The following is a 23,269-nucleotide window of genomic DNA, read 5'->3' as shown; positions in this document are numbered from 1 at the left end:
ATTGGGGCAAACTATAGAAGTATATATAAGAGGATGTAGTAAACAAACTGTAGTCATTCAAACCGGAATGACTTGTTCATTTTATGATTGGCTTCCTATTATAGAAAAGCTTTCACAGCACTTTACAGTCGTTTCATATCATCGCCCTGGTTACGGAAAAAGTGAACTAGGGAATTATTCACGTACTACGTTACAAGTAACAAAAGAACTTCATTTGTTGCTACAAAAATTGGATATTCACGAGCCAATCATTCTAATCGGTCATTCCTATGGCGGCTTATGCGCACAACATTTTGCGATGCTACATGAAGATAAGCTGGAGGCACTTATTTTAGTTGATTCTACTTCCATGAGCTTACACCGACTAGATGAACTTTATTTACCAATTTCTGATCAAACTGATTCTGATGATATGTGGCTTCAAAAATATAATACATATTCCAAAATGGATGTAGACATGCTTTATAATGAACTAAAACCTATGCTAGCCAATCAATCAAGACAGCAAATTGAATTTTCTACCTCTCCTTCATTATATAAAGCGACTGCTTCTGAACTATCGGAATGGAAAAACTGCGCTCTTTCACTAAAAGAGCTATATAAAAGATTAGAAATACCATTAATCGTTATCGGTAGAGACCCTCAATATTCTATTACTCAGTTGACTGAGGGCAGCATGCCAAAAGAGGAAGCCATACAACTTGAAACAATGTGGCAAGAATTGATTCATGAACAATTACAACTCTCCATACATAGCCAATATATACTTGCTGAACATGCTGGTCACGGAATAGAAAATGATCGACCAGATATTATCACTGAAGCGGTTCACTCCCTAAAAATAAAAAAAGGAAGCAACTAAAGCTGCTTCCTTACTTATCTATTCATAATCTTCTTCATCATCGATTTCTTCGTAATACGAATTCCCATTACTTAAATAAATAGGGCCATTCGCAACGTCAATACGTAATACCCATGCCCATGGCACAGCTAAACGCTTATGTATTGCTCGCCAAAAGCTCATTGATTTTCTTTCGTACTCCTGGAACTCCTGAAGTAACTCTTTGTAGGAGGAACCGTCTAACTGAATATTTGCTTCTAGCAAACGAGAATGGGCATAGTACTGCAGCTCAAGTTCAGCAGCAATTTCCATTTCTTCTTCCGTTGCCATACCAATAATTGTTCCATCTGCTGGTGCAATTTCATATACGTTGTGAACTTCAATAAGCCCTTCTTTCTCTTTCTCAAACATGTAAACAGCCTCCTTTAACACATAATTTTTATGTTACAAAGTCATACTTCTACAATAACTTCTCTCTTTCCTCTTTTTTTGATAAACTTTTACAAATTATTTATCTGATGACCCGTATTCTCTACCCTTTCGGCAGAAACTAAATCTTCATTATGAAAATTCAACTTAAATATATCGGGCATACGAATTGTTTTCCAAAATTGAAAATCATATTTTGAATCAAAATAATTCATGAGTAATACCATAATATTCCCATGAGTTCCTATTACAATATTCTTATCTTCATATTTTTTTAATATATTTTGCATACATATTACAGCACGCCTTTGCGCTACATCATTCGATTCTCCGCCTTCGTGTGCAAAATCCCAATCTTCCCACACCTTTTGGACCGCATCATTAAAATCTGTTACTGGCTCTTTACTTAATAACCTTTCTCGTAAATCTTCTTCTATTTGTATCGATACATTATATGTATTTGCAATTCCTTGTACCGTTTGAATCGCCCTTTTATAAGGACTAGAAATCACAACATCAATATGCTTATCTTTTAATAAGCGTGTTACATTCTCTACATCTAAGTACCCTTTTTCAGATAAGGGACGTACCCTTTCGTCTTTTGTATATATAGAGTGAGCATGGCGAACAAAATATATTGTCGTCATTCATTCATCCCCCTTTTCTGTTTCTATCCAAATTCAATACATTACCATCAAATCCCTTTACCTTTATAATAAGCGCTGTCAAATTTGAATGTTGATTTTCATATTAATAAAAGGGAAACACCTCTATGGTATTTCCCTCATTTAAAATAGACTACATTCAATTAAATACTCTATCAATTTTATTTCTGTCGTATTCTAATATCCAATCATTATATGTATGATAAATATCTCTAATTGTATTAGGAGAGGTAGCTAATACATCACAACCCCTATCATCATAAACGTGAAATATAGTATTCTTGTTAATATTTATGAAATACACCCTATGAAAAATACGCGGTTTTATTCCCATATCTTGATTACAAATTGCTTTTAGCATAGGAATGTATTTCAAGTCTGAAACTTTACATTTCAAAGTATATCTATGAGTTTTATCTACCCCGTCTTCATCGTCTTCTGGAAAAATATAAGGGATTGTATTTTTCTGTAACTTAAACAAATCGGACTTCTCTTTTACATACTTAGAAAAGATATTCAATTTGTGTTTGAAAATTTCACCGTCTGCATAGTCATTTACATCCACTACGATATAAATATCATCTTCTGTTGCATGTAAAGACTGAAATAAAGTAATCGATCTATTATAAACGCCTTCTAAATATGGGCAATTTTCGTAAATGTTATTGCAATCATAGTTCACACCTAATCTAAAGCGAATACCAATATCCCCATTATAAAATAGAGGTGGTCTAAGTTCTAAATTTGGAAACGTTTCAAGCATATACTCATTCAACCTCATTTCAACACCTACCTTTAATAGCATCTTGTTTACATAATAAAATTATTCCGTTATAATTTATTTTTGAATTCCTCACTTGTTATAATATCTCGAATAAAATAGTCTACATTATTTCTCAGTTTTTGATATGCAACTTGATCTTCTATATCGTTAAACATAATGACAACTTCTACCTTATTCCCCTTCTTATCTGTACTATACAAACTTTTTGTCAATACGAATGCGGTAGAACCACCTTTTTGACCAGCATATTCGAACTTACTATTTTTAACTGTTCCTTTGAAAATGTTCTCGATTTCTTCTTGCATTGATTTTGGAAAATACTTTCTACTATATTATAATTATAACGAATTTAATTACAAAATTATACAAAACAGAGTAACTCTTCCTAAAAAAAGAAAGAGTTACTCTATTTCACATGATGTTATTTGTCCATTTAACGTAACGACTATATTTGAATCGTCACTTTCTTTAACATCTTTTAGACGATTGAGTTTAGGTGGACCAATTACAACTGATTCCTTAATTGGCGAAAGGTCCTTCTCTAATTTTTCTGCACTTACACCGTATGCAGCTTGAAATACTTCTGGCGGTGTTAATCTAAGTATGTCTGACCCTTCTGCTGTTTCAAACTGATCGTTATTGAAGAACAAATGTAATTGCACTTCTTCTGTTACCGCTGTGATCCAATGCCACCATCCCATTGGAATAAAGACAGTTTGCCCCGCTTTCACATGATAATTTTGCAATTGATTCGTTTCGGGATTTAAGATAGATGTAACTGCTTCTCCTGATACAACAACATCCAATTCCCACCCATTCGGATGCCAATGCGGTTCTCGCATATGCCCTTTTGTCATAAATAAATCAACAAATGCTCCACCTATCATCGCTGGTAACTGCGTTGACGTAACTTCATATGCAACGTTTTTCTCATCCCTTTTAAAAAAGATATTTTTTCTCGAATCAAAGAAAAGATTTGGAGTTCCTGAGCTTTTCTTTAAGTTTTTATTATCTGGAACATAACCTGAACTACTCATTTTATCCCTCTTTTCCACTCCGGACATTTCTACTTGCACACTGTATCGTATGGAAAAAATGTATGAATGTGCCTATCATTCACATAACAAAAAAACATGCCTTCATGATGAGAGCATGTTTTGTGATATTCTTCACATTGTTTAGTTAAAAAATAAACTTTTTACTTACCATGATGTAACATTAAATCACTAAGTTCTTCTTCAATGTGATTTAATTTCGCAACGCTTTCTTTCCATTTATGAATATAACGTGAAACCCCAACGAAAAATAAAACGATAATTGTAGAAAGAATAATACCATACACGATTGTTACAGTACTCATAGTTACACTTCCTTATAATTAGTAATGTGGTTATTAGTTATGTTTTTATTATAAACCTTTTTCTTTTAAAATACTTCGATTTCAACTTTTTGTAACAAAATTGATTTTTCTAATAATAGTACATAACATTATAATGCTAGAAGAAATCTCTTTCAGATTCCTTCTAGCGTTATCATTAACAAAACTAAAACTCTCATTTATAATCCTTTTACTTTACACCGACTGAAACCGTTTCTGGCAATGTGCTACCACCATCAATGACAATGTGTGTACCTGTTATGTAGCTTGATTCATCGGATGCTAAAAAACCTGCTAACTGACCTACTTCTTCAATTTTCCCTAAACGTCCTAAAGGAACACCTGAAGCAATTCCATCGATTACATTACTCGGCTCATTTGGATCAGATTCATTTGCTATTTGCTCTGCCATTGGTGTCATAATGTAACCTGGGCAAATTGCATTTACAGTAATATGATGTTTTGCCACTTCACGTGCTAACGCTTTCGTAAATCCCCAAATTGCTGCCTTCGTCGTTGCATATGCAGTTTCACCTTCATCAGCAACCAACGTTCCTGTTACAGAAGACATATTCACAATCTTCCCGTAATTTTTCTCAATCATATATGGCAATACCGCTTTAGAAAAATTCCATACCCCATTAATATTTACTTGAAATTGAAAATCACGCATTTCATCTGACATATCTAAAAAATTTGCAAGTCGAATAACACCGGCGTTATTTACTAACACATCAATCTTTCCGTACTTCTCATATGCATCTTTCGCTACTTCTTTTACAGCATCCATATCAGCTACGTCGACTACATAACTTGCAGCATCTAACCCTTTACTTACAATATTTTTGGCTGTCTCATGAACTGTCTCTGAAATATCAACAAGTAATACTTTCGCCCCTAGCTCTGCAAATACATGAGCAATTCCAGCTCCGTTCCCCATCGCAGCTCCTGTAACAAAAGCGACCTTACCATCTAATTTCCCCATTTGATAACCCCCTTATAATAAATAAAAAAACCTTTACATTTTTATCATACCAAATATTCCCTTGTATTCTTTGCACACCTCCATTTGTTAAAAAATGTTCATAAAAAGGAAAAATTTTCACAAATTATACAAAACTTCACCATATGTACTATTACCATATGAGTTATATTATTTAATAGGAAAAAGGGGATGATATACTATGACGACTTGGTTTATTGTTATGTTAGTTGTATTTGGAGCATTTAAAATTATCGTTTCGAGCCTTCCTAACACTGTTATTGAATCCATTATTAGCAAGTACGAAACACATCCACAACTTGAAGAAGAGAATGCGACTGTTACAATCAATGGAAATAACTTAGAAGGCGAACAGAAATCCAAAATTATTCATGATTTTAACGAAGGATTATTTTTAGATCGCTATTATGCACCACCATACAATGAGGGCACACCTTTAATTATCAATGCAAAACGTGGAAAAAAAGATTTTGTCTTTTATATTTATTGTCATGAAGAGCATGTTGATGTTGTAAAGCAATATAAAAAGAAGGTAGTTGCTTATAGTTTACGCTCTAAAAACCTTCAAAATAATGATATGTTCGTGTCAGCTGATTTAGCTTAATACTCATATATTAGAAAAAGGAATCCATGGCATATGGATTCCTTTTTTACTACTCACTGAAAAATAAGCTCTGTCTTCAAACTATCTTTCGGTAACAACCATCCTTTTTGTTCTACACTCTTCATTAATAATTCTCTTTGTTTTGTTGCAATACTTTCCTCACTCGTTTTAAACTACATTTCTATTACGAAATCATCTTCTATTTTCCCTGTATTACTTAGTGGCCAAACTTCAATATTCGTTTTTATATTTTCAAACTCCCCTGTATACCGTTTCATTAATACAGGACCGTAAATACGAGAGTTCGTGAGCATTTCTTCTCCCCAATTCGTATACAACCATTTGTTCATTTTTCCTGGTAACTTTTCTATTAACATGTTTTGAGCGGCTCGTTTGTTTGGTAAATCAAGTACTTCATATCCTTTAGCGCTGTAACTTTTTTTATTTGAAATACTTAACGTTTTCTTCTCAAAACCCCAATCTACTTCTGCCTCATAACTAACAGTTTTACTATCAAATCCATCGTTTTTAGCTACTTCTAGTGCATCTTGAATTACACCATTTTGAATAGGATATCTTTTTTTATATGTTAGTTCAAAATCTTTACTGAATTCTTTCTTTCGAATTCTCGCAAACCAACCTTCACTACTTAAATTTTTATTCGCTGTATCTAAAAATTGCACTTGTATTCTTTCATAATTTGTACCAGCCTGGAAATATTCTAGTACCTCTTCGTTCATCTCTTTGCTATAACCTAATACTTGTTCTGGCTTTAATAATAATTTCACTTCAAAACTAGGTTTCATCGGACTGGCGGCAAAGCCTTCCTTAACGTTATAAAGGAAACAACAACAGAAAATGCTTGCGAATACAAATACCTTTTTCATATACCAATCCCCTTTACATTTTAAATAACTTCTATACATTCCATTGCAAGTGAATACACATTTTCATACCCTGCCGTGCTAAGCTTTTCCTGCAATCGATCCGTATCCTCTTTCAAAGCGTGTACTAACACCGTATGTTTTGGTAATAGTGTATTTAACATTGTCTTAACGTCACTTATACTTTGATGAACTTTATAAGGTACTCGTTTCACCCTACACCCTTTACCTACACGTTCTTTCAAAACTTTTTCTGCAAAACTTCCTTTAGCAATATGCCCAGTAAAGATAATCGAATTTCGTTCTTCATGCCGAAGTTGTTCATAATATAACTGAGCTCGTTTCGTTTGCATATTCGCATTACTCATGACAACTATTCCATAACTATTTTGCGTTCCGATGTCATGATCCATAACGATTATGTTTCTTTTTAAGCTCTCCATAATCCCTTCAAGTTCTTTATTATTTTTGAGCCAATCTTTATATACGAACATCTCTTCAAAACCATCCAAAATTTCTCGATCTACTATAATGGGCAGTTCTTTATATTTTTCATATAAATACAATACAATATCTTGTGCCCTACCAAGCGGTGGCAATGGTAGTAATGCTATTCCTTTCTTTTGCGCAACTCGTTCAATTTCTGCACACAGTTCGTTTACTCGTTCATGTTGCGAAACATCGTCAGTATGATAAGCAGCATCTACGATTGCAACTTTTATCCCCCCGCGCAACTTATCAGGTAAATTAGCTCGTAGTATATTAGACTCTGCTGAATAATCGCCAGAATAAAATACATATGTATGACTCATATCCACTAAAAACCAAACAGCCCCTAATACATGACCACTATATCCCCACTGAAACCGTAATGTAGGAGTAATCTGTATCCATTCATTCGGATTACTAATCTCATCAATACAAACATAATTTAAATCTTTAACATTTTGGTCGTTATAAGGTACATTCCACCCTTGCGCTAAATTGTAGTTTCTCCATTTTTCATAATAAGCGGGAAGTTGCTCCATCGTATAACGAGTCGTCCAAATTTTTTTCTTATATCCATACTTTGCCAATAAAGGTAATCCCATCGTATGATCTTCATGAATATGTGATAAAAATACTGCATCTAAAAATGGTACAACTTCCCTCTCTATTTTTGGATAACTATCCTCATATGACCGATTAATACCACAGTCAAATACTATTTTCGTCTCTTTATTTTTTACGAAGTAGCAGGAACGACCATATTCTCCCGCTCCTCCCCATACTTCTACCCTCATCATGCTACCCCTTTTCGCTTTTGCTCCATATGTTGCAGAAGTAATAAACATACTGTTGTAAGTCCAACTGAAACGACCGCCATCGCCATTCCAATAGATACTTCTCCTTGTTCAAATTGAGCGAAAATAAATGTTGCTGACGTTTCTACTGATGGAGGGAGTACGATAAGCGATGCTACTAACTCTCTTATCGAGATTGTAAATGTCATCGCCCATCCGGCAAGAATGCCCGGGATAATAAGAGGTAATATTATTTTTCTAAAAATATAAATATAATTCCCAGAAAAAATACTTCCTGCCTGTACTAGAGAATCATCAATTTGCCCGAGCGATGCTTTTACATACTGCACCGTATAAGGTAAAAAAAGAACGACGTACGTTACGATAACCATGACTGGTGTATTGTAAATTGACAGGGGCATATAGGGTGAATTCCAAAATAAAATAAGCCCTACAACCATCACGATTCCTGGTACCATATTCGGTAACATACCGCACATATCAAGCCATTTTTCAGAGGACTTTTTCCCCTTTCGAATCATAAGCGCCAAAAACACTCCAATGATTACAGCAATAATCGCTGTTATAAGTGAAAAAAGAAAACTGTTCCATAAAGCTTCTAATCCTGGAGATCCAATCGTAAATAATGCTTCATAATGGCTCGTTGTAAAGTTGTTTAACTGTAAGCCGCCGCCTCTTAATTTCGATAATGAAGCAATCAGTATAGAAAAATACGGGATTCCAATTGATACGATTAATAAACCAATTACATAAGTCCATGCTACAACCCGTGTAAATATAGACAATGTATACCTTTTAGATTTCACACCTTTTCCACTAACCATTGCATATGAGTACTTTCGATTCAATACATTTTGCATATACCAAATGAGCATACATGCACTAAGTAATAAAGAAGATAATGCTGTTGCACTACTAAAATCAATCGGCCAACTCGAAATAAATTTATGAATCTCTGATGTTAATACATGAAATCCTATTCTTCGTCCGAATGTAGCTGGTGTTCCAAATTCAGCAATCGTCTTCACAAAAATAAGTAAAGCACCCATTACATAGCTTGATACTAATAGCGGCAATATTATTTTTCGTAAACGATAGAAAAATTTTCCACCATGAACTGCTGCAGCTTCTTCTTTACTACTTCCAATTTGAAGTAACGTGTTTTTCAACATGAAGTATAAGAATGGAAATAAATGCAGACTCATTATTAAAACCATACCTCCTAAACTAAAAAACGAAGATGAAATCGTCTTTAGCATCGGAAAAAACTGCTCGAAATAGCCGTTCGGCTGCATGAACAAAATCCAGCCCATCGATCCAATATACGGCGGAGTCATAAATGGAATCATAAAAACAATATCCAGCTTACTATACTTTCCAACATCTGTTTTGCTCATAATAAAGGCTAATGGAAATGCAAATATGGTCGCTCCTATTACTACGAGTACACCTAAAAGCATCGAGTTTAGAAAAATCCCCGCTAATCCACCACTCTGCATCACTTCAAAAGGCTTTAAAAAGTTCCAACTACTATTTTCATATACACTAGAAAATAAAATGAGAAAAAGCGGAACGACGATTAACATCGCCACAAGTAACAGCGCTACCGTCATTCCAATTTTCCTTACTGATACGAATCGATTTACCATGTAATCACCATCTTATTGAAATACTTTCTTAAATTGTTTTCCTATTTCATCTTGTTCTTTCTCAACTGTTTTCCAATCAATATGTAATACTGGAATCTCTTCTACATTCGGTCTATTTTCAGCTTTTATATCTGTTCTGCCCGGTAATAAATACGCTTTAGAAACTTGTTTTTGCACATCATCTGATAATAAATAATCAATAAACTCTTTTGCACCTTCTACATTTTTACTATCCTTCATAATCCCTGCTGCTCGTGGGCTAATAACTGTTCCGCTTTTTGGATAAACAATATCAACCGGCTCACCCTTTGCTTTTGCACTGTACGTCATATAATCAACACCAGCAATGACCATGTCTTTCGCACCTGTTACCACTGGATCTAACGCTTCTTGATTTGCCCCTGCTACTGTAACTTCATTTTTCTTAAGCTGTTCAAATAAATTCCATCCATCTTTTCCATTCTTTTTCACATATCCTGTTACAAAGTCTAGAGCTGAACCCGAAAGTGCTGGATCTGGAAGATTCACTTTTCCTTTCCATTCCCCTTTCGTTATATCACTCCAATCTTCAGGAGCTGTTTTCACATTTTTTGTGTTATACACAATTCCTAACGCTGAAGCGCTATATCCGAAATAATGTCCTTTATCGTCCGACCATTCAGAACGAAGCTTATCAGCTTGTTTTGCTTCTTTATAAGCTAACGTTTGCCCTTCCTTTTTTAATCCTTCCATCGCTGGTAATGATGCAAGTACAACTACATCAACGACTGGATTTTTCTTTTCAGCTTCCATTCTCGCTAAAATCTTACCTGTTGTTCCTTGAAACATTTCTACTTTTATACCTGTTTTCTTTTCAAAGTCCTTTTGAATCTTTTCTGCTAATCCTTTTGGTCCTGCACTATATACAACAATTTTCTTTTCATTCGTAGCTTTACTCTTTGCATCTGCATTGCCTGTCTTTGAACTACACCCTGTTACTACAGCCGAAAATAATAAAGTACATACAAATAAAGACTTAAGCGAACTGAATTTCTTCATACGATTCTCCCCCTATATGATGAATACATTTTTTTGGCACATATAACGATACTGGCTTACCGATGCTGAATTTACTATTGTGATAAGCTGTCCATATTCCGAGTGCCCCCATGTTTACTTTCATTTCATACCGTTCTCCTACATATGTAACGTGCTGAATTTCACCTGTATACATTTCACACACTTCATTTTTCGTCCAGCTCACATGCTCTGGACGAACCATTTGTTTCCCCTCTACAAGCCAATTTGCCTTACCAACAAATTTTGCAACAAATTCATGAGATGGCTTCACATAAATGTCTTCTGGTGTTCCTTTTTGTAATACTTCCCCTTGTTTCATAACAATAATTTGATCTGACATTGACATCGCTTCTGTTTGATCGTGCGTGACATACAATGCCGTTAAACCGATTGAATGAACGATATCCATAAGCTCTAATCGCATTTCTTCTCGCAAAATTGCATCGAGTGCACTCAGCGGTTCATCAAACAAAATAAAATGTGGTTTTGTTGCAATCGCTCTTGCAAATGCGACACGTTGCTGCTGTCCACCAGAGAGTTCATGCGGATACCTTTTCTCCATCCCTTGCAGGCGAACTCGCTTTATTGCATCTTCTACTTTTTCCCGTAATTGATTCGTTTGCTTTGTAGCCCTTAAACCAAATGCAACATTTTCAAATACTGTCATATGCGGCCATAAAGCAAAATCTTGAAATACCATACCGATATTCCGTTCATGAGGAGATGTTTTGATTTTTTTTGTAGCAGAATACATGCATTTATCTCCAAAATATATTTCACCTTGATCTGGCTCTTCAAGTCCTGCAATCATTCTAAGTAAAGTCGTCTTCCCGCATCCCGAAGGTCCTAAAAGTGTGGTGAATTCACCTTGTTTCATGACAATTTGTAACGGTTTTAACGCCTGCGTTTTTCCAAACCTCTTTTCTAATCCATAAATTTTAATATCCATCGTTTCACCTCTCTCCCCTCACTCTTAACCTGCTTTCATTCTATCTGGAGGATTTATACTGAATGTTAATGTACTGTAAAGATTAAATTAAAAAACTTCTAATAAACTATTTATTTCTATAGATTTTTTCTATAGTTAAAATAAAAAAGGCGGCAACTCATAATGAATCTCTTAAAATTAGAAATTGTAGTGCTTATTAAGAAATATAAAAAACTTACGATAGTTGCAGAAAAACTTGGTGTTAAACAACCTACTATTACATTCCATATAAAAAGCTTACAAGAAGAACTCGGTGTGCCTTTATTTGAATTACGTTCTGGAAGATATTTCTTAACAGAGGCTGGTGAGGCATTGCATCATTATGCTTGTAAAATAGATGCACTTATGAAAGAAGCTAGGCGGGTCACGCAAGAGTTTAAAGATTTTAATAAAGGCGCTATAACAATTGGTGCTAGTTATGTACCAGCAACTTACCTTTTACCAGAAATTATTCACCAATTTCAATGCGAATTTCCAAATATAAAAATAACACTTATGGTAAAAACAGCTCCTGAAATTCGGACGATGCTACAAAATCATGAAATTGATCTCGGTGTAATTTCTGCAGCACCGTTTGATGAATCACTTTTAAAAGAAACAAAAATAATGCCAGATACACTTGTTCTTGCTTTCTCCAAAGAACATCATTTTTCAAAAAAAGAAAATGTATCATTACAAGATATTGAAAAGGAACGTATACTATTGCATCGTAATCCATCTACAACGAGAGATTTACTTACGCAATGGATGTTAGCTCATAACATTATATTCCAATCAGAAATTGAATTAGATTCATTAGAAACGATGAAACAAATTTTAAAATACGGCAATGGAGTTGCTTTTATTTCTAAACTCGCTATTGAACAAGAAGTACACCGAAATGAACTATGCTACATGCCCATCCCTAGATTTGAATTTCAACGTAACATTTATACGATTCATCATGAGGACAGGTGGAATTCTAAAATTATTTCTTTTTTACTACATAGCATCACTTCTTATGCAGCAAAAAATTAAAAGGCTATCGTTATACACGACAGCCTTTTAAAATATTACTCTATTTATTTTTCTTAGCTTCAATTTTTGCTTGTGCCTCTTCAGCCTTATCTAATGCTTCTGAAACTTTCTTCTCTTTTTCTTTTACATCATCGATACTGTCGACAGCTTTAATGAGTTTATCGATTCCTTCTTCTTCTACTTTTCTCCGTTTTGCCACTCTTTCATTTACTTTCTTTTCCACATCTTTTGCTTTTTGAAGCATATCCTCAGCATTTGATGTTACAGCTTTTTCAAGTGCATCGTCTTTTTTCTTTTGTAGCACTTCATTTGCAATATCTTTCGTTTCTAAATACTTACCATCTTTTAATGCTGTCGCACCGCGATCCAATAACTGCGCGACTTCTTTATATGCCTTCGCTTCATTTCCTGTTTTCTCTTTTTCCGCTTTTTCAAACCACATAATCGCATCACTATATTTTTCATTTTTCAATGATTGCATACCAGTTTCAATATACGTGTCATAATTGCTGCATCCAGCCATTACAACTAACAGAAAAAGCATAACAAAACTTAATTTTTTCATGATGTTTTCTCCTTTTCTTTGTCTGCTCACTATACTGTAACACACATGAAAAAGAGTTTCAAAAACTAAAATACTAATTTAGTCATTTTTATAATGATAAGTCAAATTTTTATATTTTCTTATTTTTAAACCGACACATCCACTTGTTTTTTTTCCATATGTTGCTTTACCCCAACTAATACAACTAACAATAAACCTCCGCCTAATGTCATCATAACAATGCTTGTTGGCAACATATCTAATAATAATCCATATACAATCATACCAAGTGGTGCGATTGCAGTAGCAATTGTTTCAAGTAGGCCAAACACACGCCCTAAATAGCTCGGATCTGTCGTTTTTTGCATATGTACTTGCATCGGAATATTTACAATCATAATTGAAATACCCGTTAACATCATAAAAGCAATATAGTAAATAAAACTTGCCACTTTGGGAATGGTAACTAACAATGGGAAAACTGTACATAAACTTAAACCCGCAAATAAAAACAGTCCAGTATAAATAGAACGAAACGGATTCTTCACTTCTTTACGCACTGATAAAGCAATCGCACCCATTAGCATCCCGACTGCTAACATTCCCTCTACAGTACCGAGTTGCTTTGAAGATAGATGCAATGTATGGACGATAATATATGGAAGTGCTACGGTTAGCCCACATGCAAAAAAGTTTACCCACAGCGCTATTTTCATTAAACCATATATTTCATGCTGTCGTTTTACATATGAAAATCCTTCTTTTATACTCGTCAAGAAACGCTCTTTACTCTCAGCCACTTCTTTTTTGTACAAATCAAATACGATAAATAATTGCAAAATAACTGCTAAAAAGAACGTAATACTATTTAACAAAAAGAACGACTTAATGGAAAAGAAACCAAATACAACTCCGCCAATAATCGGCCCTAATATATTTGATAAAGAAGCTGCTGTTTGATTTAAAGCACTCGCTTTTTGAATACGCCCTTCATCTACTAAACTCGGAATAGACGAGGTTAATGCAACAGAATAAAAACTTGCACAAATTGATAATAATGCTGCTGAAACATAAATAAAAAGAAGTGATGGTCCAAATATAGTAGCAAGAATAAACATAATAAGCATCGTTAAGCTACTTAATAAATCAGTGCCAATGACAAGCCATTTTCGATTCACACGGTCAGCTACAGCACCCGCAATTGGACCGCAAATCATCCTTGGAAGTGATCCGCAAACGAGCGTAATTGCAAAACCCATCCCTGAACCAGTTGTCTTTAAAACGTATAACCCCATCGCAAATGTATAAATTCCTGCCCCTAATAAAGACGTCATCTTTCCAATCATCATTAAAATAATATTTCTCGTTGCAATCTTCATTCTTGTATCATGTTGTCCTATACTTACATCTCCCATAATGACTCTCTCCCCTTAAAAGTTAAATTGTGTTAAACTTATTATATAATCGACTTTCCAATTTTTACAACAAAAAGTTAAATACAATTTAACTTTTACAATGATAAAGGAGCAATAACATGGCAACCCTCGGTGAAAAAATTAAAGCGCTACGTAAAGAAAAAAAACTTACACAAACCGAGCTGGCAGGTTCGGAACTTACAAAAAGTATGCTTAGTCAAATTGAAAATGGAAAAGCTACACCTTCCATGAAAACATTACAATATATCGCTGAAAAACTAGAATGTGAAGCGAGTTTTTTACTAGAAGAAGATGATGGAGAAATTGCAGAACTCATTACAAAAATGGAGCAACTCATAAAGGAAAATAAATGTGATGAAGTGTATAAGACCCTACTACCTATCGTTCAAAAAGAGCTCCCTTCTACTTTAAATACGGCTCGTATATACAAACAATTCGTAACTGCCGCAGTAATTATAAAAGATTACAACATTGAATCTTACGTAGAAAAAGCTGTTTCTATTTTTGAAAAATATAAGTTATACCGCGACAGTACGGAAACAAAATTAAAATTATCTTTTGCAATATTCACACGTAAAAAGTATGCAGAATGTTTACAACTTATATCTAATATTAGAAATGATTATGAAGAGAAACATTTAGAAATGGATCTTATTATACATATTGATTTATGTTTATATGAAGCCATCATATTACTAGCATGTGGCGATTATGAAAAATGTGAAGAAACGATATTAGAGACACTCGCGTTTTCAAAAAAACATCAAGTGTATTATAAAACAGATGTATTTTACCGGATTTTATCTTATCAAAAAGTCATTACAGTCGATAAAGAACAATATTTATATTACATAAAAAAATCTGAGCAATTTGCCATTTTTACAGAAGACACTCTATCCATTGCGATGATCGATATTTTAAAAGCTTACTACTACAACACGATTACTAATAAATATACAATCGCATTAAAACATGTAGAACAATTTCGAGAAAAACTAAAAGATCAGCCAATTTTTCAAGACGACGGATTGTATTATCTTGAAAAAGGAAAAGCTTTATACGGATTAAAACGTTACGAAGAAGCTTTACAAGCATTGCAACGTGCTATTATACCCGATTATATGAACCATCCGCTTGATCAATCGTGGCTTACAACAGCAGGTGCATATCGTGCACTTTGTTACGTCAAACTGAATGATAAAAAAAGAGCTCTTGAAGAAGCAACAAAAGCAAATGAAATGATACAATCGTATCCAGATTCTATTTTCTCTGCATTTATTAAAGAAACATTACAAATAATACAAAAATTTTAAAAATGTCTCGAAATGGTATATTATTCCTCCTTTTTTGCAAAGATAATAATGATGGGAGGAATATAAATGAATATACAACGCGCAAAAGAGCTCTCCGAGTCATCTGAAGAAGCCAATGTCAGTTTTCAAGGCATGCCTGTTATGATTCAACACGTCGATGAAAGCAACGAAACCGCCCGCATATATGAAGTAACAAATCCAAAACGCGAATTAACTGTTCCAGTTAATAGCTTAGAGGAAATATAAAAAATGCCACTTCGATTTTGAAGTGGCATTTTTCTTATGAAACACAGATGCCACTATCATTTCTCCATCTTATAATAAAGAGATGTAAATTTTATACTCTTATTCTATATTTTATGATATTGTATAATTTGGAAATGGTTAAATCTTTATAAATAAATATCTCATACTTATAAATCTTTCATTTCCCACTTTATGCATGAAGGAGGAATTTTATGAACCTTTCTATATACGAAGGTTTAGGTATTATTTTTTTCATAATCATTATTACATACGCTCTCGCTCACAAATATTTATGGTCAAAGAAACTGCTCATTATTCTATTTCTCGTTAGTAATGCCATTTATCTTATTTGGCGAACTTTTTATTCGTTACCAACTATTAACCTTATAAGTATTATTGCCGGTATTATATTGTTACTTACAGAGTGGGCTGGGTATTTACAATCTATCGTTTTTAGCATTATTTCATGGAAACCGTATAAACGGAAAGAAGTACCGTTATCTACTTTAGAGGAATTGCCTACTGTCGACATTTTTATCGCGACTTACAATGAACCACTCGATTTATTAAAACGAACGGTCGCTGGTTGTACAATGATTACTTATCCGAAAGAGTTACTCAATATTTACATTTGTGATGATGGCAGGCGGGAAAGTGTTAAAACTCTTGCTAGTGAATTTTCTGTTCACTATATTACTCGTACTGAAAACAATCATGCAAAAGCAGGAAACTTAAATCATGCCATGACTCATTCAACAGGTGATATTATCGTTACAATGGATGCTGATATGGTACCAAGAGCTAACTTTTTAGAACGAACGATTGGTTATTTTTCTAAAAATAATGTTGTATTTGTTCAAGCACCACAAGTGTTTTATAATGCTGATCCATTCCAATATAATTTATTTTTTGAAGATAACATCGCCAATGAACAAGATTTCTTTATGCGTCAATTAGAGGAAGGGAAAGATCGATTTAATGCTACGATGTATGTTGGTAGTAATGCTCTATTTCGCCGTACTGCGCTAGAAGAAATTGGAGGATTTGCAACTGGAGTTATTACTGAGGATATGGCAACTGGTATGCTCCTACAAGCGAACAAATGGGAAACTGTATTTGTCAATGAAACATTAGCAGTTGGATTATCCCCAGAAACTTTTAGCGATTTATTAAAACAGCGGGATCGCTGGTGCCGAGGGAATATTCAAGTCGTGAAAAAATGGAATCCTTTCACTATAAAAGGATTGTCTATTATGCAACGGATTTTATATGCAGACGGAATCCATTATTGGTTTTTCGGCATTTATAAAATGGTCTTTTTACTAGCACCACTATTATTTTTAGTATTTGATATTTATAGTTTAGAAATTAACTTTATGCAATTATTTATGTTTTGGGCTCCCGCCTTTTTAACGTCACAGCTTATTTTTAAAGCTGTTTCTAATAAAAAACGAACAACTACGTGGAGTCACGTATATGAAGTAGCTATGGCTCCTTATATGGGATTTGCTATTTTATCAGAAACTTTCTTACGGAAAAAGTTTCAATTTCATGTAACGAGAAAAGGGGTACAAAATAATACGAGGCATTTTTTATGGATTGCAAGTGTCCCTCACCTCGTGTTACTCATATTAACAATTATTGCTCTTATTCGGGCAACACTTATGCTCTTATATCCTGAGCAATATCATATTGAAAGAGAAAGCTTATATATTAATATTTTCTGGGTACTATACAACGGAATAGCTATTGTCACTTCATTGTTTATAGCGTTTGAAAGACCGCGTTTCCGAAACTCCGAACGATTTTTTGTTAATTTATCAGGTACTTTATATGCAGAAGATATGACCATTTCTTGCCGCGTTCTTGATATTAGTGAAACTGGTGCACGTTTTGAATTAGATTCATCCATTCCATTTGAAATTTTATCAAGCCTATCTTCCTATACATTATCTTTTGGAGAGGTAGAAAAGATTAGTAGTACGAAAAAATGGATCCGGAGACAAGAAAATTCTGTGCAAGTTGGCGTGTCATTTGATGATATATCCCATGAGCAATATTGTAAACTCATTCTTCATCTATTTAGTAAACCTGTTAATGACCGGGTGGAAAAGGTGTACGATAAGGCATTTCTTACACTAGCAATTGCATCTTTCATAAAAAACACAAAGAAATCACCAAGGCAATTTCGCAGGCAACATATACGTGAAGAACTTATGGCTCCTGGAACATTGCATATGAATGGGATGCCGATTGAAGCAACCATTATCGACTATAGTACAGGTGGGTGCCAAGTACAAATAAACACCCCACTCGCCATTGACCAAATTATACAAGTAACAATGAATGAACGTAATATTCAAAAGAAAAAAGCTCAAGTATGTTGGATTCAAAAAAAAGGGCGAAAAATATATGCTGGATTAAAATTTACAGCGTAAAAAAGAAAAGAAGCCTCGTGCTTCTTTTCTTTTTTTATATGCTAAACTATTTATTAAAAGGGGGAATTTGAATGAAGAACACATCACAAAAAGCAAGTCATTACTATGCAGTTATCTTCACTTCTAATTTATCAAATGATACAACAGACTATAATGCCGTTGCTGAAAAAATGGAGGAACTTGCAAAGCAGCAACCTGGATTTCTAGGTGTAGAAAGTGCACGAGATCATTCAGGACTCGGAATCACAATTTCTTATTGGGAATCACTCGAAGCGATTGATAATTGGAAACAAAACGCCTTACATAAAGAAGCGAAAAAAAGAGGCCGTGAGCAATGGTATGAAAACTTCCATCTGCGTATATGCCTTGTTGAGAAAGAATTCAAGTTTCATAGAGGTACATTGTAGCGATGAAGAAAAAATTAGCTCTCGTTGTTGTTCATGAAATATATGGTGTGAACGACCATATGCATCACGTTATCCACCACTTCACTTCATCTCATATAGATGTATTCTGCCCTAATCTTCTACAATCGCAACCTGCATTTCACTATAGTGATGAAGAAAAAGCATATCATTTTTTTATAAATCACATTGGATTTGATAATGGAAAAAAGCAAATTGAAGAATTCATTACTCGTCTCTCTAGTCGTTACACACATATTGGACTTATTGGCTTTAGTGTTGGCGCTACCATCTCATGGCTATGTAGTAACAATCCGAAAATAGATTTTATTATTGGATGTTACGGTTCCCGTATACGTGACTATATTCATATGAAACCAACATGTGCTACCCTACTTATTTTCCCTGAAAAAGAAGCTAGTTTTTCCGTATCCTCTTTCATTCAATCGTTGCAGCAACAAAAGAATCCTTTACTAGAAATACAACAACTACACGGTGAACATGGATTTCTAAATCCGTACACTGAACAATATAGCGAGAACTCTACAAAACAGGCATACAATGTAATAAATGCATTTCTTGCAAGAACAATCTGATAAAGGAGATGTAAATGACACTTACATTACTCTTACTTCTTTTCATATTCATTGCCTTTTTCGCAGCGCTAACTATCATTTTTATAACCGTAAAAAAAGGGGAGTTTTTCAAACGCCCCCACTTACAATCTATTATCGTTTGTATTTTATTTTTTACAAATTGGATCTTATATGTAACAACTTTTTATACGTTACTTCCTGAGAAAGTTAGCGAATTCATATTCCTGCCCATTTGGTTTTTTCTTTGTATTTTAGGTTGTATCGTTTTCTGGCGCGAATGGAGAAACAATCGTATGTTCTCAATATGTATCGGTTTTCTTTCTTTTATTAGTTTTCTATTTGGGTTATTGTTGTTAATTCTTTCAGGGATGTAATTGTTGTAAAGAGGATAACATACCTCTTTACAACAATTTTTTTCGTTCCATGACGAAAGGGATTGTTAAATATAATGCATAAGCAATAACCATCCAAATGGTAAATGATATGATTTGCTGTGAGGAGAATTGTGAGAATAGATTAGAAGAATTATATAAGATGTAAGAATCTAAAATTAAACCAATTGCTGTACCACATATACCTAACTTAATAACTGCATATTTCGTAGTATCTAGTTTTTTGTATAACCACATTACAAAGTATAAAGCTATAGCTGTTCCTAATTCCAGAAACGTCAATTGTAGAAAAAATCTATTTGAAGTGTATTCTAATAAAACGGAAGAACCGAAAATAATGAAAAATGCTGAGGCAAAAAACCAAACGCCCATCGAAAATAAAATAGTGAGCCAAAATCTATTATTCACTGACATTACCTCCTTTTTGTAGCACTGTAAGCTTTTCCAAGAGCATATATAAATCACCATATACTTTGTCCGTAGAAAAAGATGGATTAAATAATGCTTGCAATGCCAATCCGTCAATTAACGCATTACATAAAACGCTCCATGTTTCAGTTGAAATTTGAGATGTCATTGTATCTCCTATTTTTTTATTTAACACTCCTTTTAATTTTTGATTTTCATAATGTAACAATCCACCAATTTTATCTTTCATCGCATCATTTTTTAATCCACTAGCTACTAATTGAAAAAACAAATGATGATACATTGAATCTTTCACACATCTACTTTCCGCAGACTGTAAAGCCTTCTCTAACTGTACATCCTTTCCTATTTGTTCCCATGACGCTTTACAAAACGATTCAGTTACTTCAAGTAATAATTGATCCTTCGTTTTAAAATGATAATATACGGTACCTTGTGTAACTTGAGTACTCTCTGCAACTGCTTTTAATGTCAACTTTTCCATCCCGTTCTCTGCAATAATTGCTTTTGCTGCTTCTAGTAACTTCTCTTTATTAACAACATTCGGTTTTGCCACTTCTACGACCTCCTTTAAGTTAGTTAGATAACTAACTTAAATTATACAGAAAAATCAGATAAAACAAAAGGAAGAAAAGCCAACAATCAACTTTTCTTCCTTCTATGTTTACCTTTAGCTTTCACTGTCACTGATTCACAAGGTGTGTAATATATTTGAGGTGTCGCCTTATCTACAAACATCATAAACGTAATGAAGCCGATAATAAAGAAAATAAACAACGTTAACAAAATTGCTCCTATCGTTAAAAGTATCATAACACCACCCCTATATCGTTCATGTTATTACACTTTTCGCTATTATATGAGCGTAATCCTTTTTAGAAAAAGAAACGTAACAAAATAATCACAATCACTCCCGTTAATACTGTACCTAATAAACTACGAGTATATATCGCTACAAGAAATGTTGGAATTGCTGTGATAAGATAATCCCACTGCATCGTCTCATGCATAAATAATACTTGTGCTAAAAGTGCTGCTAATATCGCAATTGGTATGTAATTTAACCATTTTAAACCCCAGTCTGGAATTTGTAGTTTACTAAATACGAGTAGAGGTAAAATACGTGGCACGAGTGTGACAGCTCCAGCTGCTAGTAAAAGTAATAGTACGTCCAATCTCATTTCCATTTTTCAATCACAACTCCAATCGTCGCAGCTAGTAATGTTGCGATAATAACCGCTATACTATCTGGCATAAATAAGTGTGAAACGTATGCGATTATAATCGCTACAATTGCTACGGTAAGATGAATTGCTAGTTTTGGTTTACTACTTATGAGCTGAAGTACAAATAGCCCGATAAACATTGCTGGTAATGCATAATCCATCCCGTACGTATGCGGATCAGGTATCCACTCACCAAACAGCCCGCCAATAATGGTAGCAAGAATCCAATTTAAATAGGCTGTTACATTTAACCCCATCATCCACCTGTCGCCTACATATCCTTTTTGCGCTGCGTGTTGCACTGCAACGCCGAACGTTTCATCTGTAATTTGAGAACCGATCATTACGTTTTTTAATAGAGGCAGTTTCGCAAAGTACGGTGCAAGGGCCGCACTCATTAAAAGGTGGCGTAAATTAACAAAAAAGACGGTGAAAATGATTGCTGAAGCAGGAGCACCGGCTGCATACATACCAGCTAATATAAATTGGGCAGAACCTGCATAAATTAAAGTGGACATAAACGCAATTTCAATGATGGAGAAACCTGCTGTTTTTGCAATTACACCAGCTGCTATACCGATGCTCAAATAACCAAATACAGTCGGTAAACAATCTTTTACTCCTTGCTGAAATGTATCATCGCTCTGCAAAGCTACATGTGCCTGAGCTTTACTCATCCGTATCATCCTCCATTCCCTTCATCGTTCGTTTTCCTGTTACGACATGAACTAAATCTATATTTTCACGCCATAACGTATCTAACTTATCCGCTCCAAATTCCTTCGTGATTTCTTCAATCATAATATCGTGCCGCACATACTCTGTAGCAACGAGAACTAGCGCTGGATCATACGTTGTAACGGCCCATGAATTGCTATCATTTGAGAAGTTGGCAATTAATACTTCCTCTCCATCACGAGCAATAACAGTTAAATGACCACCCATTCTCTTTTCTACAACGTGGGGCGTCATATAATTATGGTGAAACGTCGCACCTATTTTTGTATTTGGAGCACCAAATAAGATTGAAAATATATGTACACCTTCCTCTTCCTTTTGATGAATATATGGTTCAATTTCATGCACTTGATCTTCCCATACAGAAATCCATAACTCTTCCTTCGCCCTATTAATTATATTGCATATTTCTTTTACAACACGATCATTTGAGCGAATATGCGAAATTACATCTATTTGTCGCTCTTGTTCTAAACCATTTAATTTCTCGTCTAAAAATTCAAAGGACTTTTCAAAATCTTTTCGCATTCGATTCATTAACTCCGTAGCTGGTATTGGTACATATTTCACTGGTTCAGTAGGAACGATATGCACCGCTCCTTTATCCATCAATTTACCGAGCACTTCATAAATCATCGAACGAGGTACCCCTGTTTGTTTACTCACTTCATACCCTGTTACTGGGGAATGTTTTAGTAGTCCAATATATGCTTTACATTCATACTGAGAAAAACCTAACTTTTGTAATTCCTTTATAATTTCATCCATCGGTAATCCCTCTCATTCTATATAACTCTCATTTCAAAACGATACATATATATTAGTAGTTATTAGTATACCTACTAATATAGAAAAACAGACACACAAAGTCAATTGATAATTCTGAAATTTTAACCACAAAT

General features: G+C 34.2%; 27 protein-coding genes and 2 pseudogenes. 9 read left to right on the top strand and 20 right to left on the bottom strand.

Annotated elements, in window-relative coordinates:
- Position 1: 1 nt before the first annotated feature.
- Complete coding sequence (locus ACHZK0_RS08650; RefSeq protein ID WP_395761435.1) at positions 2 to 862, top strand: alpha/beta fold hydrolase; 861 nt, start codon at positions 2 to 4, stop codon at positions 860 to 862.
- A gap of 18 nt (positions 863 to 880) precedes the next feature.
- Here the strand turns inward: ACHZK0_RS08650 and ACHZK0_RS08645 are convergent, their stop codons facing one another.
- The 7 genes and pseudogenes from ACHZK0_RS08645 to ucpA all read right to left on the bottom strand — a co-directional run bounded on the left by ACHZK0_RS08645 (position 881) and on the right by ucpA (position 5,082).
- Positions 881 to 1,252, bottom strand: a complete 372-nt coding sequence (locus ACHZK0_RS08645) for a hypothetical protein (RefSeq protein WP_395761434.1) — start codon at positions 1,250 to 1,252, stop codon at positions 881 to 883.
- A gap of 89 nt (positions 1,253 to 1,341) precedes the next feature.
- Positions 1,342 to 1,917, bottom strand: a complete 576-nt coding sequence (locus tag ACHZK0_RS08640; RefSeq protein ID WP_395761433.1) for a histidine phosphatase family protein — start codon at positions 1,915 to 1,917, stop codon at positions 1,342 to 1,344.
- Between the two features lie 157 nt (positions 1,918 to 2,074).
- Positions 2,075 to 2,716, bottom strand: coding sequence for a DUF3885 domain-containing protein (locus ACHZK0_RS08635; RefSeq protein ID WP_395761432.1), 642 nt, complete (start codon positions 2,714 to 2,716; stop codon positions 2,075 to 2,077).
- 50 nt (positions 2,717 to 2,766) lie between these two features.
- A pseudogene (locus ACHZK0_RS08630) lies at positions 2,767 to 3,048 on the bottom strand (D-alanyl-D-alanine carboxypeptidase); the annotation flags it as partial.
- Positions 3,049 to 3,120: 72 nt separating this feature from the next.
- A complete protein-coding gene (locus ACHZK0_RS08625) occupies positions 3,121 to 3,756 on the bottom strand; it encodes a cupin domain-containing protein (RefSeq protein WP_395761431.1) in 636 nt (211 codons plus the stop codon).
- Between the two features lie 161 nt (positions 3,757 to 3,917).
- Entirely contained in the window at positions 3,918 to 4,079 is a 162-nt protein-coding gene (locus ACHZK0_RS08620) for a peptidase (protein ID WP_070141635.1), read from the bottom strand.
- A gap of 208 nt (positions 4,080 to 4,287) precedes the next feature.
- Positions 4,288 to 5,082: an SDR family oxidoreductase UcpA gene (ucpA, locus tag ACHZK0_RS08615; RefSeq protein WP_262741642.1), complete on the bottom strand. Its 795-nt coding sequence runs from the start codon at positions 5,080 to 5,082 to the stop codon at positions 4,288 to 4,290.
- Between the two features lie 199 nt (positions 5,083 to 5,281).
- Between ucpA and ACHZK0_RS08610 the strand changes: the two genes are divergently transcribed.
- Positions 5,282 to 5,704 carry a YfmQ family protein gene (locus ACHZK0_RS08610; RefSeq protein ID WP_375809359.1) on the top strand — a complete coding sequence of 141 codons (423 nt, stop codon included), beginning with the start codon at positions 5,282 to 5,284 and terminating at the stop codon, positions 5,702 to 5,704.
- A 53-nt stretch (positions 5,705 to 5,757) separates the two neighbouring features.
- Here the strand turns inward: ACHZK0_RS08610 and ACHZK0_RS08605 are convergent.
- The 5 genes and pseudogenes from ACHZK0_RS08605 to ACHZK0_RS08585 all read right to left on the bottom strand — a co-directional run bounded on the left by ACHZK0_RS08605 (position 5,758) and on the right by ACHZK0_RS08585 (position 11,549).
- Positions 5,758 to 6,591, bottom strand: a pseudogene (locus ACHZK0_RS08605) (hypothetical protein).
- Positions 6,592 to 6,611: 20 nt separating this feature from the next.
- Complete coding sequence (locus ACHZK0_RS08600) at positions 6,612 to 7,874, bottom strand: MBL fold metallo-hydrolase (protein WP_395761430.1); 1,263 nt, start codon at positions 7,872 to 7,874, stop codon at positions 6,612 to 6,614.
- Positions 7,871 to 9,541, bottom strand: coding sequence for an ABC transporter permease (locus ACHZK0_RS08595; protein ID WP_395761429.1), 1,671 nt, complete (start codon positions 9,539 to 9,541; stop codon positions 7,871 to 7,873). The genes ACHZK0_RS08600 and ACHZK0_RS08595 overlap by 4 nt, the downstream gene beginning before the upstream one ends.
- A 12-nt stretch (positions 9,542 to 9,553) precedes the next feature.
- Complete coding sequence (locus ACHZK0_RS08590) at positions 9,554 to 10,579, bottom strand: ABC transporter substrate-binding protein (protein WP_375809351.1); 1,026 nt, start codon at positions 10,577 to 10,579, stop codon at positions 9,554 to 9,556.
- Complete coding sequence (locus ACHZK0_RS08585; RefSeq protein ID WP_395761428.1) at positions 10,557 to 11,549, bottom strand: ABC transporter ATP-binding protein; 993 nt, start codon at positions 11,547 to 11,549, stop codon at positions 10,557 to 10,559. The genes ACHZK0_RS08590 and ACHZK0_RS08585 overlap by 23 nt, the downstream gene beginning before the upstream one ends.
- Before the next feature lie 162 nt (positions 11,550 to 11,711).
- Here ACHZK0_RS08585 and ACHZK0_RS08580 point away from each other — a divergent pair, with 162 nt between their 5' ends.
- Positions 11,712 to 12,605 (top strand): LysR substrate-binding domain-containing protein, encoded by an 894-nt coding sequence (locus ACHZK0_RS08580; protein WP_395761427.1) that lies wholly within the window; start codon positions 11,712 to 11,714, stop codon positions 12,603 to 12,605.
- 40 nt (positions 12,606 to 12,645) lie between these two features.
- Here ACHZK0_RS08580 and ACHZK0_RS08575 read toward each other — a convergent pair whose 3' ends face one another.
- Positions 12,646 to 13,170 carry a DUF4398 domain-containing protein gene (locus ACHZK0_RS08575; protein WP_063263660.1) on the bottom strand — a complete coding sequence of 175 codons (525 nt, stop codon included), beginning with the start codon at positions 13,168 to 13,170 and terminating at the stop codon, positions 12,646 to 12,648.
- 125 nt (positions 13,171 to 13,295) lie between these two features.
- On the bottom strand, positions 13,296 to 14,564 hold the full coding sequence (locus tag ACHZK0_RS08570) for an MFS transporter (RefSeq protein ID WP_262741635.1): 1,269 nt from the start codon (positions 14,562 to 14,564) through the stop codon (positions 13,296 to 13,298).
- A gap of 119 nt (positions 14,565 to 14,683) precedes the next feature.
- On the opposite strand from ACHZK0_RS08570, the gene ACHZK0_RS08565 reads away from it, so the two are divergent.
- The 6 genes from ACHZK0_RS08565 to ACHZK0_RS08540 all read left to right on the top strand — a co-directional run bounded on the left by ACHZK0_RS08565 (position 14,684) and on the right by ACHZK0_RS08540 (position 19,956).
- A complete protein-coding gene (locus ACHZK0_RS08565) occupies positions 14,684 to 15,898 on the top strand; it encodes a helix-turn-helix domain-containing protein (RefSeq protein WP_377920063.1) in 1,215 nt (404 codons plus the stop codon).
- Between the two features lie 66 nt (positions 15,899 to 15,964).
- Positions 15,965 to 16,144: an H-type small acid-soluble spore protein gene (locus tag ACHZK0_RS08560; RefSeq protein WP_001025736.1), complete on the top strand. Its 180-nt coding sequence runs from the start codon at positions 15,965 to 15,967 to the stop codon at positions 16,142 to 16,144.
- 212 nt (positions 16,145 to 16,356) lie between these two features.
- Complete coding sequence (locus tag ACHZK0_RS08555; RefSeq protein ID WP_377920061.1) at positions 16,357 to 18,582, top strand: glycosyltransferase; 2,226 nt, start codon at positions 16,357 to 16,359, stop codon at positions 18,580 to 18,582.
- A gap of 71 nt (positions 18,583 to 18,653) precedes the next feature.
- Entirely contained in the window at positions 18,654 to 18,989 is a 336-nt protein-coding gene (locus tag ACHZK0_RS08550; protein ID WP_377920059.1) for an antibiotic biosynthesis monooxygenase family protein, read from the top strand.
- A gap of 2 nt (positions 18,990 to 18,991) precedes the next feature.
- Positions 18,992 to 19,582, top strand: coding sequence for a dienelactone hydrolase family protein (locus tag ACHZK0_RS08545; RefSeq protein ID WP_377920058.1), 591 nt, complete (start codon positions 18,992 to 18,994; stop codon positions 19,580 to 19,582).
- A 14-nt stretch (positions 19,583 to 19,596) separates the two neighbouring features.
- The gene (locus ACHZK0_RS08540) at positions 19,597 to 19,956 is read left to right on the top strand and encodes a hypothetical protein (RefSeq protein WP_377920056.1); all 360 of its coding nucleotides are present in this window, start codon (positions 19,597 to 19,599) and stop codon (positions 19,954 to 19,956) included.
- 27 nt (positions 19,957 to 19,983) lie between these two features.
- Here the strand turns inward: ACHZK0_RS08540 and ACHZK0_RS08535 are convergent, their stop codons facing one another.
- The 6 genes from ACHZK0_RS08535 to ACHZK0_RS08510 all read right to left on the bottom strand — a co-directional run bounded on the left by ACHZK0_RS08535 (position 19,984) and on the right by ACHZK0_RS08510 (position 23,135).
- A complete protein-coding gene (locus ACHZK0_RS08535; protein WP_262741628.1) occupies positions 19,984 to 20,382 on the bottom strand; it encodes a DUF5367 family protein in 399 nt (132 codons plus the stop codon).
- Positions 20,375 to 20,959, bottom strand: a complete 585-nt coding sequence (locus ACHZK0_RS08530) for a TetR/AcrR family transcriptional regulator (RefSeq protein ID WP_262741627.1) — start codon at positions 20,957 to 20,959, stop codon at positions 20,375 to 20,377. Before ACHZK0_RS08530 ends, ACHZK0_RS08535 begins: the two co-directional genes overlap by 8 nt.
- Before the next feature lie 86 nt (positions 20,960 to 21,045).
- Positions 21,046 to 21,216 carry a DUF3951 domain-containing protein gene (locus ACHZK0_RS08525; protein WP_064476524.1) on the bottom strand — a complete coding sequence of 57 codons (171 nt, stop codon included), beginning with the start codon at positions 21,214 to 21,216 and terminating at the stop codon, positions 21,046 to 21,048.
- 62 nt (positions 21,217 to 21,278) lie between these two features.
- Positions 21,279 to 21,590, bottom strand: coding sequence for an AzlD domain-containing protein (locus tag ACHZK0_RS08520; protein ID WP_395761426.1), 312 nt, complete (start codon positions 21,588 to 21,590; stop codon positions 21,279 to 21,281).
- Complete coding sequence (locus tag ACHZK0_RS08515; protein ID WP_088023560.1) at positions 21,581 to 22,306, bottom strand: AzlC family ABC transporter permease; 726 nt, start codon at positions 22,304 to 22,306, stop codon at positions 21,581 to 21,583. Before ACHZK0_RS08515 ends, ACHZK0_RS08520 begins: the two co-directional genes overlap by 10 nt.
- Positions 22,299 to 23,135: a TrmB family transcriptional regulator gene (locus ACHZK0_RS08510; RefSeq protein WP_395761425.1), complete on the bottom strand. Its 837-nt coding sequence runs from the start codon at positions 23,133 to 23,135 to the stop codon at positions 22,299 to 22,301. Before ACHZK0_RS08510 ends, ACHZK0_RS08515 begins: the two co-directional genes overlap by 8 nt.
- Positions 23,136 to 23,269 lie beyond the last annotated feature (134 nt).

This window comes from Bacillus sp. 3G2 (assembly GCF_044324725.1).
Lineage (GTDB): Bacteria > Bacillota > Bacilli > Bacillales > Bacillaceae_G > Bacillus_A > Bacillus_A mobilis.
This window is presented reverse-complemented; position numbering and strand designations above follow the sequence as displayed.